The sequence below is a fragment of the Roseovarius sp. ZX-A-9 genome, from assembly GCF_028369135.1.
Taxonomy (GTDB): domain Bacteria; phylum Pseudomonadota; class Alphaproteobacteria; order Rhodobacterales; family Rhodobacteraceae; genus Roseovarius.
In genome coordinates, this window is the sequence record NZ_JAPWHW010000003.1 from 48,559 (window position 1) to 65,542 (window position 16,984).

At 62.6% G+C, this 16,984-nt stretch carries 13 protein-coding genes; 5 read left to right on the forward strand and 8 right to left on the reverse strand.

Translation table 11 applies throughout. The annotated features are described in order from the left end of the window. Nucleotides 1-8: 8 nt before the first annotated feature. From O3306_RS03980 to O3306_RS03995, 4 genes are all read right to left on the reverse strand, one after another. Nucleotides 9-1,469, reverse strand: a complete 1,461-nt coding sequence (locus tag O3306_RS03980; protein WP_272003620.1) for a TolC family outer membrane protein — start codon at nt 1,467-1,469, stop codon at nt 9-11. A 44-nt stretch (nt 1,470-1,513) separates the two neighbouring features. Then, nucleotides 1,514-2,167 carry a protein-L-isoaspartate O-methyltransferase family protein gene (locus O3306_RS03985; protein ID WP_272003623.1) on the reverse strand — a complete coding sequence of 218 codons (654 nt, stop codon included), beginning with the start codon at nt 2,165-2,167 and terminating at the stop codon, nt 1,514-1,516. Nucleotides 2,168-2,308: 141 nt separating this feature from the next. Further along, nucleotides 2,309-4,177 carry a polysaccharide biosynthesis protein gene (locus O3306_RS03990; RefSeq protein WP_442969971.1) on the reverse strand — a complete coding sequence of 623 codons (1,869 nt, stop codon included), beginning with the start codon at nt 4,175-4,177 and terminating at the stop codon, nt 2,309-2,311. 355 nt (nt 4,178-4,532) lie between these two features. Then, entirely contained in the window at nt 4,533-5,300 is a 768-nt protein-coding gene (locus O3306_RS03995; protein WP_272003629.1) for a DeoR/GlpR family DNA-binding transcription regulator, read from the reverse strand. Between the two features lie 184 nt (nt 5,301-5,484). On the opposite strand from O3306_RS03995, the gene glpD reads away from it, so the two are divergent. The 3 genes from glpD to O3306_RS04010 all read left to right on the forward strand — a co-directional run bounded on the left by glpD (nt 5,485) and on the right by O3306_RS04010 (nt 9,359). After that, nucleotides 5,485-7,062: a glycerol-3-phosphate dehydrogenase gene (gene glpD, locus O3306_RS04000; RefSeq protein WP_272003632.1), complete on the forward strand. Its 1,578-nt coding sequence runs from the start codon at nt 5,485-5,487 to the stop codon at nt 7,060-7,062. Nucleotides 7,063-7,165: 103 nt separating this feature from the next. Next, complete coding sequence (gene glpK, locus O3306_RS04005; protein WP_272003635.1) at nt 7,166-8,659, forward strand: glycerol kinase GlpK; 1,494 nt, start codon at nt 7,166-7,168, stop codon at nt 8,657-8,659. Between the two features lie 19 nt (nt 8,660-8,678). Further along, on the forward strand, nt 8,679-9,359 hold the full coding sequence (locus O3306_RS04010) for a glycosyltransferase family 2 protein (protein WP_272003637.1): 681 nt from the start codon (nt 8,679-8,681) through the stop codon (nt 9,357-9,359). Between the two features lie 7 nt (nt 9,360-9,366). Here the strand turns inward: O3306_RS04010 and O3306_RS04015 are convergent, their stop codons facing one another. After that, entirely contained in the window at nt 9,367-10,419 is a 1,053-nt protein-coding gene (locus tag O3306_RS04015) for a DMT family transporter (RefSeq protein WP_272003639.1), read from the reverse strand. A gap of 260 nt (nt 10,420-10,679) precedes the next feature. Here O3306_RS04015 and O3306_RS04020 point away from each other — a divergent pair, with 260 nt between their 5' ends. Continuing rightward, complete coding sequence (locus tag O3306_RS04020; RefSeq protein ID WP_272003642.1) at nt 10,680-11,555, forward strand: hypothetical protein; 876 nt, start codon at nt 10,680-10,682, stop codon at nt 11,553-11,555. Between the two features lie 596 nt (nt 11,556-12,151). Next, the gene (locus O3306_RS04025) at nt 12,152-13,177 is read left to right on the forward strand and encodes a LacI family DNA-binding transcriptional regulator (protein WP_272003644.1); all 1,026 of its coding nucleotides are present in this window, start codon (nt 12,152-12,154) and stop codon (nt 13,175-13,177) included. A gap of 21 nt (nt 13,178-13,198) precedes the next feature. On the opposite strand, the gene O3306_RS04030 is transcribed toward O3306_RS04025, so the two are convergent. The 3 genes from O3306_RS04030 to O3306_RS04040 form a co-directional block, all read right to left on the reverse strand. Next, entirely contained in the window at nt 13,199-14,701 is a 1,503-nt protein-coding gene (locus O3306_RS04030; protein WP_272003646.1) for a heme biosynthesis protein HemY, read from the reverse strand. A 20-nt stretch (nt 14,702-14,721) separates the two neighbouring features. Next, on the reverse strand, nt 14,722-16,116 hold the full coding sequence (locus O3306_RS04035; RefSeq protein ID WP_272003649.1) for a hypothetical protein: 1,395 nt from the start codon (nt 16,114-16,116) through the stop codon (nt 14,722-14,724). Between the two features lie 98 nt (nt 16,117-16,214). Further along, on the reverse strand, nt 16,215-16,970 hold the full coding sequence (locus tag O3306_RS04040; protein WP_272003652.1) for a uroporphyrinogen-III synthase: 756 nt from the start codon (nt 16,968-16,970) through the stop codon (nt 16,215-16,217). Nucleotides 16,971-16,984: the final 14 nt, after the last annotated feature.

A 16,984-nucleotide genomic window follows, 5' to 3' on the forward strand; every position in this document is an offset into this window, starting at 1 on the left:
GACGGGTTTTACTCTTTTCCGAGTGCGCGCAGCACACGGTCCAGTTTCTGGCCCTGCTTGCTGCTTGGAACCGGTGCCGTTTTCACAAGGTTGTAATAGGCGGTCGGGTCGTAGGTCTGCACTGCCAGATTGAGATCCCGCGCGGTCAACTGCCCCATCGAGGAAAGAACGGCGTAGGCCGCGATATAGACATCAGCCTGTGCCGAAATCTGGTTGGCCTGCGCATTCAGCAATTCCTGTTCGGCGTTCAGCACATCAAGCGTGGTACGCGCGCCCAGCTTGGCCTCTTCGCGCACCCCGTTGAAAGCAACGCGTGCCGCGCGCACCTCGTCATTGCTGGATGTAGCAACGGCTCGCGCCGCGCGCAGAACCGCATAGGCGTTACCAACATTCTGGCGAACGGCATGGGTCACGACATGCAAAAGTCCACGCTGTGCATCGCGCAATGCCATCGCCCGCCGCTTGGCCGCACTCAACCCGCCGCCCTGATAGATCGGGCCCGTGGCCTGTACGCCGATGCTGCCCTGACGGGAAAAGCTGCTGCCGCCCAGTTGCTCGCGCACACCCAGACTACCGTTGAGCGTCACACGGGGTTTCATTGCGGCTTCGGCGGCAAGGATGGTCAGATCGGCGGCGGCCACGTCATGCTGAACCTTCAGAATGTCAGGATGATGGCGCACGGCCACGGCCTTGGCCGATTCGACAGAACGGCTGATTTCAGGCAGGCGCGGCGGTTGCAGCAGATGGCTGGGCTTGTGCCCCACCGCGGCGATGTATTCCTCGATCGCCTGCTCCAGATCACCCTGCGCAGTGGCAAGTCCGCTTCGCGCCGAGGACAGACGTGCCTCGGCCTGAGCGACATCAGTGCGGGTGACTTCGCCGACTTCAAATCGATCGCGCGCCGCGCGCAGCGATTGGTCGATGACGCGCACGTTGCTCTGGCGCAGCGCCACGAACCGGGTGTTGCGCTGCACGTTCATATAGGCCTGAACCGCGCGGAACAGCACTTCCTGTTCTATCCCGATCAGAGTCTGACGCGTGGCCAGGACAGCCTCTTTGGCAACACTGGTCTGCAACTGTGTGCGCCCGAAATCATACAGCAGAAGTTCGGCCGTGATCCCGGCATTGGCGTTGGTGACCCCCGAGGAGGTCGACCCCGGCCCCGGCACGGCGGATGCGCGCGAAAAACTGCGCGTGATGTCCGCGGACCAATTGATGATAGGGCGCAGCGCCGCGACGGTTGCGGCCACGTCCTCGTCCGCCGCACGCAACAAGGCGCGGTTTTGATCCAGAAGCCCGCTGTGATTATAAGCGCTCACCAGTGCATCGGCCAAGGATTCGGCCATCAAGGCCTGCGGCGCTGCGACCGGAATCGCCAGCCCCGCCACAAGGATCACCGAGCGCAGCCGCTTCAGCGCGAGGGATGACCAAGCGCCCGGCTGGCGCCACGAAACAGTGCTATTACTCATTCCTGTCATCCTCTGGCCCCGCTTAACTTCACTCGCATTCACCCTCAGAGCGTGAAGGCCGCATGTTTTTCAAACCCTGGCAGCACCGGCGCACCGGCATTGAATGCAAACCGCCAATTCATGCGCCCATCAATCTTGTAACCAATGCGCATCACTCCCAACGCGCCTTCCATGAAGAGGCAGGCGATGCGCCCGCCATCCTTCAACTGATCAATCAGCGTCTCGGGCAGGTGTTCCACCGCACCCTGAATGACAATCACGTCGTAAGGGCCATGCTCTGCCGCGCCATCGCGCAGCGGGCCTTCATGCACCACCACATTGTCTGCGCCATGTTCCATCAGGGCCGCCGGGGCCTCAGAGGCGAGCTCGGGATCTTCTTCCAGCGCAATCACGACCTGCGCCATGCGCGCCATGACCGCGGCGGAATATCCCAGCGCGCTGCCCACATCGAGCACCAATTCATCATTCTGAATATCGAGCGCGTCCAGCATCTTGGCCAGGGTACGCGGCTCCAGGATCACGCGCCCGCCACCCAGATCGACATTCTCGCCGATATAGGCCGCCTCGCGCAACCGACGTGGCACAAAGGTTTCGCGCGGCACGCTCAGCATGGCGTCGATGATCGGGAACTTGGTCACGTCTGACGGGCGAACCTGGGTGTCCACCATCATCGTGCGCCGGGCGGCATAATCGGTCATTGTCTAAACTCTTCAGTTCGGGCGTATGCAATTCGCCTCAAGTTTTGCCACAGAAGCCCGAAAACGGCAACGGCGTCCATCACTTAAACCGCAAAGAGTGATGTAAAATCCCGCCATATCCTCAAAACCTCGTATCGGCAGCTATTCTCCTGCCCGCAACATCTCTGGTGCTGCATGGCGCTCTTCGTCCCAGAGCAGATCGACGATCACCGCATCCGGCTTGTATCCGGTCGGGGCCTCGACAATCAGCTGCCGCAAGGCCACGATATCCTGCGAGTGGCAAGCCGCGAGCAACTCATCGAGCAAATCGTCCAGAGCCTCGGGGGCGAGCGTGGCTTCCTTGGCGGTCATGATGCGCGGATGACGTGTCTTGCCGGCCTGCTCGCCGATCAGCAACTCTTCGTAGAGCTTTTCGCCCGGACGCAGCCCGGTAAATGAAATCGCGATATCTCCGGCCGAGTGATCCCCCGGTTCTTCACCTTCCGCCAGACGGTAGGACGTCAATCCGCTGAGCCGCACAATACGCTCGGCCAGATCGACGATCTTGATCGGGCTGCCCATGTCGAGCACGAACACATCGCCGCCCTTGCCCATGGCCCCCGCCTGAATGACCAGCTGCGCTGCCTCGGGGATCGTCATGAAGTAACGGGTGATATCAGGGTGGGTAACTGTAATCGGGCCCCCTTCAGCGATCTGCTTGCGAAAGCGCGGAATGACAGATCCGGACGACCCCAGCACATTCCCGAACCGCACCATCGTGAAGATCGTGCGCGACTGCCGTTCGGCCGCAGCCTGACAGACCAGTTCCGCCAGACGCTTTGAAGCGCCCATGATGTTGGTCGGACGCACGGCCTTGTCAGTGGAGACGAGAATGAAAGCCTCGACACCAGCTTCGATGGCGGCATCTGTGACCGTCTTGGTGCCGAAAACATTGTTGCGCAAACCTTCGACCACGTTGTGCTCGACCAGCGGCACATGCTTGTAGGCGGCGGCGTGATAGATCGTCTGTACCCCGTAGCGATGCAGCGCTGCCGAGAAACGCCCCGGGTTCTGAACCGAACCGATCAACGGTATAATCGGCACATCCAGCCCTTCGCTCTCGACGATTTCGCGCAGTTCCATATCCAGCGTATAGAGGGCAAGCTCGGACAGTTCCCACAGCAACAGCATGCTGGGAGCCTGACGGATGACCTGGCGGCACAGCTCGCTGCCGATGGACCCGCCCGCGCCGGTGACCATCACGACCTTGCCGCAGATGTTGCTCGCCATCAGCGCAGGCATCGCCGGAACCGGATCGCGGCCCAGCAAATCCTCGATCGCGACGTCGCGCAACTCGTTCACCTGGGCGCGACCGGACACGATATCATCCATGCCCGGTATCGTCTGCACGCGCACGGGCAGCGGTTCGAGCCGCTCCACGATTGCCTTGCGTTGCGTCCGTGATGCGCTGGGAACCGCCAGCAGGATGATCTCAGGCGCGCGGCGCTTGACCAGCTCGGCAACTTCGTCCGGACTGCGGACACGCACGCCGCATATGTCCCTGCCCTGCAATTCCTTCGCATCGTCGATGAAGTCGGTTACGCGGTACTGCCCGCCCTGATCGAGCGAGCTGAGCAATTGCCGTCCGGCGCTGCCCGCACCATAGATCAAAACCGCATTACGGCTGGAGCTCGCAGGCCGTTGCAGCAGGCCGCGCATCGCCGCCCGCATCCCGCCCAAAAGGCAAAAGATCAGCAATCCATAAATGGCAGGCACGGACCGAGGCACCCCAAGTCCGAACATCTGAGACACGACAAACAGCGTCAGCGCCGAGATTGCCACCCCGATCAGAATCGCGCGTGCGGATTGCAACGCGAGGAAACGGATCACGGCGCGGTAAAACCCGAGCCATGTGAACACGACGATGGAAAAGGGAAGAACGATGAGGATCGCAATCCATACACCTAGATCCGTCATGAACCCGGTGCCTTCCAGCCGCAGCACCATCGCCAACAGAAAACCGGCCAACATGATGATGGAGTCCGCGCCGATCTGGACCGCGCGCTTCTGCGTACGGGTCAGTTTCAGCAGGTGATTCAAACTCACATTCAGCATTAGCCAATCCAATTTAAACTCGCCGCGCACGCATAAATAGTTGCACCTCTAACCGATCAAACGGATCGGCAGGAGCCAGTACTGGCCACCAAAGCACAACTCACCAGGTCACAATAAAACCATCAGCGCATGACGCAGATATCTCCAGAAGTAAAAGAATCTTTTTAACGCGGTACTAATAGGCATTTTCATAAGTCCATCAACCCGCGCTTATGCAGCTGCAGCAAACCCGCGCTTTCCCGCTTACACAAGGGAAAGAGGACTACCCTGATCATGCCGGAACCGCGATCTCGACCGTGGCCCCAGCGCGTTCGCAAAGGGCGGCCAGTTCTTGGGGCAGCGCAGCATCGCTGATGACGCACCCGACATCGGCCAGGTTCGCAATCCTCACAGGTGCTGTGCGGCGAAATTTCGACCGATCCACCACCAGTATCACTTGGCGGGCACGGCGCAGCAGCGCCCGACCAACGTGCACCTCGTCCAGATCGTAGTCCAGCAAGTCGCCGACTTCATCCACAGCCGAACAAGCCAGTACCGCATAATCGAACCGGAAACTTTCGATGCTCTGCACCGTCAAGGGGCCCACAAGCCCGTTATCGGTCGCCCGTAGCGATCCGCCGGTGATGATCACCTCGCCGGACGAACCGGCGCGAAATATCTCGGCCACGTGCAGATTGTTGGTCACCACCATGAGCCCACGATGTGCGCTGAGCCCCCGCGCAACCGCCTCGGACGTGGTTCCGATATCCAGAAACACCGATGCGCCGTCAGGAATCCGCGCCGCTGCAGCCCGGCCGATCGCCTGCTTTCCGGTCGCGTTCAACCGCCTACGCGCCTCGTATTCCAGATTGCTTACACCTGCGGCGAGAACCGCGCCACCATGTACCCGCTGCAAGGCGCCGGTACGTGTCAGGCTCGTCAAATCCCGTCGGATGGTCTGCGAAGTGACGCCGAACCGCTCTGCGAGCTCGTCGACTGTCACACGGCCTTCGCGACGGGCGATCTCCAGAATATCAGGATGGCGAAAGGTCGTGGTCATGACTGGGGCAGCGCATTCATTTCTTTCCGACTTTTCGCTTATAGGCTCTCAAGTCAAAAATCTCCAGCTAAACCTGCAATACTACAATGAAACACCACACCAAAACGAACACAAATGAACATTTTCGCGTTGACTCGCACCCCGCCACCGTGTTCTGCCTGAGCCGCCCATAAAAGGAAATGCCATGCCCGGCTCTTCGCCTTCTTCTCCCGTCGATCTGTTCGTAATCGGCGGCGGCATCAACGGCTGCGGCATTGCGCGGGATGCGGCCGGGCGCGGGCTCAGCGTGACGCTGGCCGAGATGAACGACCTGGCTTCGGCAACCTCTTCAGCCTCGACCAAGCTCTTTCACGGTGGCCTGCGCTATCTGGAGTTTTTCGAATTCCGCCTCGTGCGCGAGGCATTGCAGGAACGCGAAACACTGCTGCGCGCCATGCCACATATCAGTTGGCCGATGCGCTTCGTGCTGCCCTACCACCGCGACATGCGGTTCGAGGTCGGCACGCCCACGTCGCGCCTTCTGGGCCTGTTCATGCCGTGGATGCGCGGACGCCGGCCGGCGTGGCTGATCCGGTTTGGTCTCTTTTTCTATGACACATTGGGCGGGCGGAAAATCCTGCCCGGCACAAGCTCACTTGACCTCCGCCACGATCCGGCGGGCGCACCACTCAAGGCCAAATACAAACGCGCGTTCGAGTATTCCGATTGCTGGATCGAGGATTCGCGCCTTGTAGTGCTGAACGCCCGCGACGCTGAAGCAAGGGGTGCCACCATCCTCACGCGGACCAAAGTCACCAAAGCCGAGCGGCGCGGCGATCTGTGGCATATCGAGATGCGCGATACCGAAACCGGTGAAACCAGAAACGCAACCGCCCGCGCCCTCGTCAATGCCGCTGGTCCTTGGGTCGAGCATGTCATTCGCACCGATATCGGGCTGCAGCCGCGTGAAGGCGTGCGGCTGGTGCGGGGCAGCCATATCGTGACCAAGCGTCTGTTTGACCATGATCGCTGCTACTTCTTTCAGGGCACAGACGGTCGCATCATCTTTGCGATTCCCTACGAGGGCGAATTCACCCTGATCGGCACCACCGATGCCGACCATCCGGACCCGGAAACACCGGCCAAATGCAGCCCTGAGGAGGCCACCTATCTGTGCCGCTTTGCCTCGGAATATTTCGAACGGCCCGTGACGCAAGCCGATATCGTCTGGACCTATTCCGGCGTGCGCCCGCTCTATGACGATGGCGCATCATCGGCCACCGCAGCGACCCGCGATTATGTTCTCAAGCTGGAGACGTCCGGCCCTGCCCCGCTGCTCAACATCTTTGGCGGCAAGATCACCACCTATCGGCGATTGGCCGAAGGGGCTCTGGCCGAACTTGCGCCCTATTTTCCGCAGGCAGGCGCGAAATGGACCGCCGGGGAACCCCTGCCCGGTGGCGACTTCCCCGTGGATGGCGTGCAGGCGCTGACGGCGGCACTGGCAACGGATTACCCGTTCCTGACGCCCGACTGGGCTGCGCGCCTCATTCGTGCTTACGGCACCGAAGCACGCGACATGCTTGGCGATGCAAAAACTGCCGCCGACCTCGGCACCGATTTCGGCGCGACCCTGACAGCGCGAGAGTTGGACTGGATGATGCGCCGCGAATACGCCCGTACCGCCGAGGACATGGTCTGGCGCCGCACCCGGCTGGGCCTGCGGCTGAGCGCAGAGCAGATCGCCGCAATTGATGATTGGATCGCGAGCCACCCGGTTTGAGCGTCTGCGATTTCCCATCATGACGACCTGCTATCGCAAACGTTGCGGAGTCTCAGCCCCTCGCCCTAAACTCTGATTCTGTGCATTTGTTCGGAGCCCGCCCATGACCCATATCCTCGCCATTGATCAGGGCACCACCTCCAGCCGCGCGATTGTCTTTGATGCGGCGATGCAGCCCATCGCCACCGCGCAGCAGGAATTCACCCAGCATTTCCCCGCCTCTGGCTGGGTAGAGCATGATCCGGCTGACCTCTGGGATACCACTTTAGCCACCTGCCGCACCGCGCTGAAGGATGCAGGGCTGTCCGCCGCAGACATCGCCGCCATCGGCATCACCAACCAGCGCGAGACAACGGTGGTCTGGGACGCCGCGACCGGCAAGCCGCTGCACAATGCCATTGTCTGGCAAGATCGCCGCACCGCCGAGACATGCCGTGCCCTGCGCGCTGCCGGGCACGGCCCGATGGTCAACCAGCGCACCGGACTGCTGCTAGACCCATATTTTTCGGGGACCAAGCTGAAATGGATTCTCGATCAGCACAAGGATGCGCGCGACCGGGCGGCCAAGGGCGAGCTGCTTTTTGGCACGGTCGATTGTTTTCTGATCTGGCATCTCACCGGCGGCGCGGTACATGCCACAGATGCCACCAACGCCGCGCGCACGCTGCTCTATGACATCCACGAAGGACAATGGAGCGACGATATCTGCGCGCTGCTGGATATCCCCATGCAGATGCTGCCAGAAGTCCGCGACAGTGCTGCCGATTTTGGGGAAACCGACGCGGAGCATTTCGGTGCACCGATGAAGATTCGTGGCGTTGCCGGCGATCAGCAGGCAGCCGCAGTGGGACAGGCGTGTTTCAGGCCCGGCATGATGAAATCGACCTACGGCACCGGGTGTTTTGCCCTGCTGAACACCGGCTCGGCGCCGGTGACGTCGCACAACCGGTTGCTGACGACCATCGCCTACCAGTTGGACGGCAAACCGACCTATGCGCTTGAAGGGTCGATCTTTGTCGCAGGTGCCGTGGTGCAATGGCTGCGCGACGGGCTGGGCGTGATCGACGAGGCGTGTCAAACTCACGCGCTGGCCGAGTCCGCCGATCCGGGGCAGGACGTGGTGTTGGTGCCTGCATTTACCGGGCTTGGCGCGCCCTATTGGGACGCCGAATGCCGTGGTGCGATTTTCGGACTGACCCGCGGCACCGGCCCGGCCGAACTGTCGCGCGCCGCATTGGAAAGCGTCGGCTACCAGACCCGTGACCTGCTGGAGGCGATGCGCGCCGACTGGGCGGCGCAGTCCAGCGCCAGTGAACCCACCCTGCGCGTCGATGGCGGGATGAGCGCCTCTGACTGGACGATGCAGTTCCTCGCCGATATCCTCGACGCCCCGGTGGACCGCCCAAAGGTGCTGGAGACCACCGCGCTGGGGGCGGCGTGGCTTGCAGGGATGCAGGTGGGGCTTTATCCCGATCAGGACGGCTTTGCCGACGGCTGGGCGCTCGAGCGTACCTTCAGCCCGGCGATGGACCGCACCACACGCGACGCAAAATACGCCCGCTGGAAACGCGCCGTTCAGGCGACATTGGCGGTTTGAACGCCCAAGGAAAACATTGATGCCCGATCCCATCAGCGCCGTCGTGCCCGCCTTCAATGAGGGCGAAACGATCGCAGCCGTGATTGCCTATCTCAGCCGCGCCCCCGAAGTGGCCGAAGTGATCGTGGTCGACAACAACTCGACAGACGACACCGCGGCAGTGGCCACAGCAGCAGGTGCGCGCGTGGTGACGGAAACGCGGCAAGGGATGGGGCACGCCTTCAAGGCCGGGGTCGCCGCAGCACGGCATGACTGGGTGATGAAGGTCGATGCCGATCTCGAGCGTTTCGGACCGGAGCTGGTGACGCGCCTCGCCGGTGCACGCGCGCCGGGCATCGGCCTGGTCAAGGGCGCGTGGCAGGATCCGGGCGACGACATGCCCATGACCCGGCTGCTGGTACAGCCCGCCGTGGCCGCACTCTGCCCGTCCTTGTCGACGCTCACCGCCCCCAATTCCGGGATTTACCTGATGGATCGCTCACGCATTGCCCATACCGAGCTGCGCGGCAACTATGCCGTAGATCTTGATGCGATGCTGCGCATGGCGTGGGCCGGGCACGGCGTGACCGAGGTCGATATCGGTCAGATCGAAAACGACAAGCGCAACCCGGCGCATTATAGCGCCATGGCCCATGAAATCATGCGTTTCTTTCTGGATTGCGCGCGAGATCGGCCAGAGGCAAGCCCGCCACCCTTCTGAACGGCGATCACGCCCCCTTGAAGTTGACGCGGCCTTCCGCCTTCAGCGCTTCGTCCAGATTATCGTCCTGTGTCGCCTGCGTGGCCTCAGCTTCGGCTGCCAGCATGCGTCGGCGACCGTACTGCCCAACCGCGATGGCCGCGAGGATGATCGCGCCACCGGGGATGAGGCCCGGACCGGGGTCCTCGCCCAGCAGCAGCATGGCAATCACCAGCGCCGCCAGCGGCGAAAACGAGGTGGCGAGCGAGACATCGGCAGAACGCGCGTTCTTCAGTCCGAGGTTCCAGGCGAACTGGCCGATCATGATGACGATCACCGCATAGACCCAGACCCATTTCCAAACCACCGGCGACAGCACGTCCTGAAAATGCGACGGACCGTAAAGGTATAGCGCCAGAACGAAATAGATCGCCGTCCCCAGTACCGTGCGGTAGATCGAGAAAATGCCCAGCGGCACGCCTTTCAGCCCCACCCGCGCCACCAGCGTCGAGGCAATGAAGCTGATCGTTGCGGCGATGGTGGCGATCTCTCCCTTGCCGAACATGAATGCGGCACCGTCGCCCTTGAACGCAATAATGATGACCGCCCCGACCAACGCGATGAGACCTGCCGCAAACGCCCAAGGGTCAAGCTTTTCGCCCAGGATGAAATACGTGGCGAGCAAGAACAACGGCGGTTCGATCCGGCCGATCAGGACGACGTTGGTCACAGTAGTATAATCGAGCGCGACGAAAAACAGCGCCGGGGTCAACGCCGATGAGAGCACCGCCGAAACCGTCAGGATGCCCCAATCCTTGCGCGTCAAGCCCGCCAGATTTTCGCGTGTCCAGTCACGCCAGAACATGAACACCATCGGGATGAGCGACAGCAACGATCCAAGAAAGAGCAGATTGCAGAAGGTAATGGCGTTGCGCCCGTCGACCGGGTTATCGCGCCCGATCTGGGTCAGCAGTGACACGATCGAATTTGACGACGCGTAAACAATGACGGCAAGCCAGACGAGGCCCGCGCCAAGCAGCAGCTTTGAGGCCGGTGGGTCCGCTCTGTCGGTCTGGCTCATCGGGCTGTCCTTTTGCTACGGATCGCCCGTATCTGACGCGCCGGCCCGATTCAGGCAAGGCCGTGTGCTACACATCCCTATCACGATGCAGTGCACCCCCGAAACAATGTTTCGATTCGGGTCAGCTTTCCGCCATTGCAGTCACGGGCGCGCGCCTCAGTGAAACATTCGCGCCGTGCCGGTTAGCCGAATTCAAGCTTGCGATAGACGTCCGGGCAGCGCACATGGCAGACAGCCAGTCGCACGAAAGGGAAAAAACGATGATCGAAACCGAGGGCAGCCGCGCAAAACGGATCGTCACGATTTACGATGACATCTACAATCTGCCGGATGCCCGGGATTACTTTCGGGCGATGCATCACGCCGGATTTCGGACCGCGCATCATGGTGCCGCCGCCTTTCGCGCCGCGCGCGCCGAACTGATGCGGCTGCGCGGCCTGCCCTCGCTGGGCGTGCTCGACTTTGCCAGCGGCTATGGCATCGCGGCCCTGCTGATGCGCCATAAGATTTCGCTGGACGCGGTGCTGGACCATTACCGCGATCCCGCGCTTGACGGCTATAGCACCGATGAGATGGCCGCGCGTGATCAAGACTGGCTCCGGCCGCTGCGTGCCCCTGACAACGCCGACCGCTACGCCGGCCTCGACATTGCCGATCAGGCTCTGGCCTATGGCCAGCGGATCGGCGTCTTTGATGCCGCGTTCGCAGAAGATTTGCAGACAGACATGCCTAGCGACGCACTGGCCGCTTGGCTCACCGGCTGCGATCTGGTGGTAGAGATCGGCAGCGTTGCGCATATGCTGCCGCAGGCGCTGGACCGGGTGTTGCAAGCTGCGACGGCACGCAAGCCTTGGGTGATCACCGCGCCGATCCGCGGCAACGACACCGCGGAAGCGATGGATGTGATGGCACGCCACGGTCTGACGGTCGAGCCCCTGCCGCTGCCGCCGTTCCGCCATCGCCGGTTCGCGGATGACGCCGAGCAGGCCCGCGCCATCGCCAATGCCGCCGCACGCGGGCACGATCCCGAAGGGTTCGAGACGACCGGATATTTTCATGCGCAGGTTTATCTGGCGCGCCCGGCGGATGAGCTGATGGATATTGCAGGCTGGCCGTTTTCGCCCAACGTCGATTGATCCCGCACCATCGATCACGATGGCGTTGCGACGCTTGGGCGAACGCCATCGCCATGCTATATTGATCCTGAAACGAGTCGCTGTTCGACGCTGATCCGCAGCAATACGACCCCCCGTACGGTGGTCATTGCGCTTATGCCATATCCAAGGGCTGCATCGCCAAGACGGAACCCGACGATTGGACCGTTCATGGCGACAAGCTTTACTTGAAATACAATCAAGACGTGCGTTATCTGTAGAACCAAGACAAGGCTGGCTTTGTCTCTCTGGCGTATGCGAATCGGCCCGCAGTTCTGAACTGACGATAACCAGAGTTACCTCTCCACCGCGCCGCTGTCCCTCCAGCGCGGTGGCCTCCAGACCCCCCGCAAGCCTGATGGCGGCGGGGGGCATTGTTTTCCCGCCTCGTGGTGCCGCCCCTGCACGCCGCTCAGATGTCCTGCACAATTCCGGAATGCGGCGTCAGGTTGTGCCTGAAGATTCCGATTTCGCGCAGTTAACAGGCTTGCCCGCCCCTTCGGCGGGCCTGTGCCCAAGGCATGCAACCGCTTGCAGCGAGCTTTACATCACAGCGTGGCTGGCGCAGTGTTTAAGCTATGACAGACAAGCGCAGCGCCCCGACTCTGGCCGATGTTGCCGCACGCGCAGGGGTTTCGACCGCGACAGTCTCGCGGTGCTTGAACTCCCCCGGCAGCGTGGCGGAACCCACCCGCGAGCGCGTCATACAGGTGGTGCGCGATCTGGGCTATACCCCCAATTTCGGCGCCCGGGCCATGGCCGCCCGGCGGACCAGAACAATCGGCGCGATCATCCCGACCATGGAGAACGCGGCCTTTGCCCGAGGTTTGCAGTCATTTCAGGAAGAGTTGCGCGGCGCAGGATACACTTTGCTGGTCGCCAGCAGTGGGTACGACCCGTTGCTGGAAGCCGAGCAGGCACAAGCGCTGGTCGCGCGTGGCGCCGAGGGCCTGCTGCTGATCGGGCATGACCGCGATCCGGCACTTTATGACTATCTTGGCAATCAGGCCGTTTCGACACTTGCGGCCTGGGCGCTCGACGCCACCGCGCCCTGCCCCTCGGTTGGGTTCGACAACCGTGCCGCGATGCATATCCTCGCAGCCGAAGTCATCGCGCTCGGCCACCGGCAGATCGCAGCGATCTCGGGGCCCACAGCGCAGAACGACCGCGCCCGAGGACGGATCGAGGGCATCCGTGCCGCCATGTTCGCCGCCGGGCTGGACCCGGCGACTTTGCAGGTGATCGAGACTCCCTACGGGATGGACACCGGGGCTGTGGCCTTCGAGGCGCTGATGCAGGGATGGCCTACGCCTACGGCCGTACTGTGCGGTAATGATGTTCTGGCCGCGGGTGCCCTGGACTGCGCACGCGCGATGGGCATCGACGTTCCGGGTCGCGTGTCCATCACGGGCTTTAACGATAACGACTTGGCACAGGTTACTTTGCCTGCCCTGACAACGGTGCACGTCCCGCATCGGGAAATGGGACGCACCGCAGCGAAAGTCCTGATGCAGATGATCGAAGAGGGTGGCCCCGGCGAAACTGCTACGCTGCAAACCCACCTGTGCTGGCGCGCCTCGGTCGGGCCTCCGCCGGTCTGGTAAGGCGCCCGGCGCCGCTCCGCGCTATTTGTCGCGCGCGCTGTCCTTATCGTCGGTCTCTCCCACGATTTCCGCGTCGATCACTTCGGCATCCGTTGCCTCTGCAGTGGTTTCAGCCGGGTCCAGTGACGCTTCGGCGCGCTGGTCCTCCAACTGGCCGACGATCAGCGGCAGCATCTCGACACCGGTAGGTGTTGCGATGCTGGATGCGGGTGGTGATTTCCATTCCAGCGTATCGAAGGCATGGCAGTTTTCGCAGGCAGGCACCCAGTTGGCATGGATGTGCTGACACTTGTTACAGATCCACTGCGGGCCGCGCGGCGCGGTCAGTGCACGGGCGAGCCAGCCTTTCACAACCGCGTCGGGTGCACCTTCGCCACGCTCGATCGCCGCCATCACCGTCAGCACGCGGGCGTCCGGATCGCGCTCGACCAGATCACCCAGCGCCCGGCGCGCTGCCGGGAAATCCTCGTTGGCGATGTGCATCTCGGCTTCCAGCAGTCTGGACTCGCGGTGGTCCGGCTTGGCCTTGATCAGCTTGCCGAACCGCTTGAGCCTTTGTGCGGGGCTTTCATCCGGCTCGATGGCGGCAAAGGCTGCGGCGAGATCGGGATGCGGCTGCGCATCCCATGCCTTGCGGATCACCCTTGTCGCGTGGCGCTTGTTTCCCTGATCGATATAGCTGTGCGCGGCCATCACTGCGGCAGGCACCAACTGCGGCGACAGGCGGTTAGCTTCGATCGCGGTTTCGCGTGCGGCGATGTCTTTGCCTTCTTCGGCCACGTCGCGCGCCTCTGACAGTGCCAGAACGGCATCGCGCCGCTTGTGCACGTCGCGCGGCAGGGTGCCATGCTTGAGCTTGGCATTGAGTGTGGCGCGCGCGCCCACCCAATCGGCCTTCTGCGTTTGCAGTTGCAGAAGGATATCCTGAATTTCGGGATGCGCGGGCTTCAGCCCGAACGCCGTTTCGGCCAGTTTCAGCGCGGTGTCCGTATCACCGTCCGCCAGTTTTTGCCGCAGGATGCCACGCACCCCGACAAAGCGCGTGTCCTTGTGTGCCACCAGACGCTTGTAGGCCTCTTCGGCCTTGGCGCGGTTGCCGGCCAATTCAGCTGCCTGCGCGGTCAGCAATGTCGTCAGCTCCGGCTTTTTCAGGTAGCGCTCGGCCTTGCTGGCGCGTGACATCGCCGTGTTGCCATCACCAGAGGCCAGCGCCATCATCCCTTCGGTCAGGGCGCGATAGCCCTTTTCCTGCCGGTTCCGGTCGAAATAGCGGGAAATGGCCGTCTCGTCGCCATTGATGAATTTCAGCACCGCGATCAGCAGCGCCGTCAGTTTCAGCAGCAGCCAAACCAGCAGCACCAGCAGCACGAAACCGATGACCGCCTTCATCGGTGTCAGGTTCAGCTCAATCCCGGCCATGACGATACGCACGCCGCCATCCAGTTCGAGCAGGTAAGACGCGCCGAATGTCACCGCGACCACGAGCCCGAGGAAAACGACGATCTTGATGATGGACCAAAGCATGGAGCGTTAACCTTTCGAGGTCAGTTGAGTTCGGCGCCGAGGGCATCGACGGCACGGGTCGCGTTCATCCGCATACGGGCGCTGTCAGCCCAGTCGGCCAGGGCCGCTTGCCCCGAAGGAGGCAAGGTCTCGATCTCTGCCAGAGCGTCGCCCAGCCGCGCCTCGCGCAGCGCGAACTCGACTCGCGAGAGCACCGCATCGGGATCGTCGCCTTCACGAGGCTCCAGCGACCGAGCCCCCAGTTGATCACTGAGAAAGGCCATCACACCGGTGGGCGCCGCTCCGCTCTCGCCCAGTTCCTTGCGGGCATTGGCAAGCGCGATTCGCGCAGCGGGCGGAAATGCCTCTTGCAGCGCGGCCAGTGACGGCGCGCCTTCTGCCGCCACCGCACGCAATTCCTCAGGGATATCCTGCCCGGTGGCCTCAAGATCGTCGAGCGCCATGGTGAAACTGGCCCCCGTATCCAGCGCGCTGCGGATGCGAGTCAGCGCGGCACGGCGCAGAGTTGCAGTTGCCGATGCCTGTGCTGCCGCCTCTTGTGCGGCAGCGTCGGCGCTGAGCGCCGCAATCTCGGCCTGTTGCGCGGCCAGCGTATCGGATTGCGCCATAAGCATCTGCTTCAACGTGGCTATTTCTCCCTGCGACACCGTCGAGCCATCGGCGGCTGGCCGGGATTCAAGCGCAGCGATCTGGGATCTTATCGACGCGATCTCATCCGAAAGCGCGCTCGTCTTCGCCTGCAGATCGCTCTGCACCTTTTGCAATTCGCTCAGGTCGGGGGCATCGCCCGCGCCGCTGGATGCCGCGTCTTCGCGCACCTGCGCAACCGTACTGCGCAAAGTCTCGATTTCATCGGCCTGTGCCGCGATCTTTTCGGCCTGCGCGGTCTGCAAGCGCATCACGTCGTCCCGGAATGCGGTGTCAGGCACGCTGAGCACGCCCAACTGCGGCAAAATGACATAGGCCAGAGCTGCACCGATTCCGGCTGCAACGATCCCGCCCCAAACCATCGGCCAGAACGCTGGCCGTGATTCTGGTGCGACCGGTACAAGTGCAGGTGCAGCACTTTCGTCCAGCGGCTCTGACCCGGTGGTATCAGCCGATGGCTCGTCATTCTCGGGCGTTTCGTCTTCTTTTACCGCATCCTCGGGCGCGGTATCTGAAATGATCGCGTCCTGACTTTCGGGCGCATCCGATTCAGTGTCAGCCCCGCCAGCATCAGGCTCATCGCCTGACTTGGCATCCGCCTCTGACGCAAGCCGATCTGCCGCCTCGGCCTTCGCACCAGCCTCTGACGTTCGCTGCGCCACCGCGTCCGTTGGGCTGTCAGCCACACGATCTTCAGACGAAGATTCCGCATCCACTTTCACGCTGTCATCACCGAGGTCGGCAGGCGCGGTATCCGCCTTCGACACGTCCTCCTTGCGGGTCCGCGTCTGCTTCGAAGGCTTCTTTTTTTCCGCCACTTTTCAAAACCCTTTTCGAATCTGCCATCGTCGAGCGTCGGACAACCTTACTGCGGCCCTATAGCACCCTCAAGCCGCTTGGCCATTGTCAACGCGTCCGCCATCAGCGCCAACATCGACGCACCGTCCGGTCGCGCCGCCATCAGCGCGGCCTTCGCCAGCGATTCGGGCAGCGCTGCCACCGCCGCAGCGCTGATCGCCAGCGGCACCAGTGGACAGGTTGGCATCGTGTCGGCGACCAGCAAACGCGCGCTGCGCGGAGAGAAGAGCGGCAGGATCACCGGCACCTGCCCCGTGAGGGCTGCGCGAGCCGCATCGCTCAGCGGCCGGGGCCGTTGTGCATAAAGCACCGCATCACGCGCCTCGACCCCGGCATCGCGCAGCGCCCGCGCCACATCGGCAGCCATATGTTCACCGTGCAGATGCAGGACCGGGCCACACACATTATCGGCCAGCATCAACGCCAGCAAATCATCAGCCGCCCCGCTGGCCGAGACCGCCTGAATGCCCGCAGCTTCTGCGGCCTCCTTGGTGGTGTCGCCCACAGTATAACACGGTATGTCGCGCCGGTCGGTCCCCGCCGCGTATCCAAAGACACCGTTCTGCGATGTGAATACCAATGTGCGGATGTCGCTCAGATCCGGCACCGCGCCGGTCTGCACGATCTCCATCACCGGCGCGAACAGCATCTGGGCCTGGCCGGGATGGCGCGCCTCGACCGCCGCCGCGAACTGACCCGCGCCCGGCTCGGGCCGGATGATCAGCAGCAATGGCGCAGGGGATGTGACCGGAGTTGTTTGCATGACCCTCTGGTGTT

Bases quoted from the DNA above. Each gene is read 5' to 3' on its own strand.
- O3306_RS03980 (WP_272003620.1), bottom strand. From the start codon at position 1,469: ATGAGTAATAGCACTGTTTCGTGGCGCCAGCCGGGCGCTTGGTCATCC.
- O3306_RS03985 (WP_272003623.1), bottom strand. From the start codon at position 2,167: ATGACCGATTATGCCGCCCGGCGCACGATGATGGTGGACACCCAGGTT.
- O3306_RS03990 (WP_442969971.1), bottom strand. From the start codon at position 4,177: ATGTTGGCCGGTTTTCTGTTGGCGATGGTGCTGCGGCTGGAAGGCACC.
- O3306_RS03995 (WP_272003629.1), bottom strand. From the start codon at position 5,300: ATGACCACGACCTTTCGCCATCCTGATATTCTGGAGATCGCCCGTCGC.
- glpD (WP_272003632.1), top strand. From the start codon at position 5,485: ATGCCCGGCTCTTCGCCTTCTTCTCCCGTCGATCTGTTCGTAATCGGC.
- glpK (WP_272003635.1), top strand. From the start codon at position 7,166: ATGACCCATATCCTCGCCATTGATCAGGGCACCACCTCCAGCCGCGCG.
- O3306_RS04010 (WP_272003637.1), top strand. From the start codon at position 8,679: ATGCCCGATCCCATCAGCGCCGTCGTGCCCGCCTTCAATGAGGGCGAA.
- O3306_RS04015 (WP_272003639.1), bottom strand. From the start codon at position 10,419: ATGAGCCAGACCGACAGAGCGGACCCACCGGCCTCAAAGCTGCTGCTT.
- O3306_RS04020 (WP_272003642.1), top strand. From the start codon at position 10,680: ATGATCGAAACCGAGGGCAGCCGCGCAAAACGGATCGTCACGATTTAC.
- O3306_RS04025 (WP_272003644.1), top strand. From the start codon at position 12,152: ATGACAGACAAGCGCAGCGCCCCGACTCTGGCCGATGTTGCCGCACGC.
- O3306_RS04030 (WP_272003646.1), bottom strand. From the start codon at position 14,701: ATGCTTTGGTCCATCATCAAGATCGTCGTTTTCCTCGGGCTCGTGGTC.
- O3306_RS04040 (WP_272003652.1), bottom strand. From the start codon at position 16,970: ATGCAAACAACTCCGGTCACATCCCCTGCGCCATTGCTGCTGATCATC.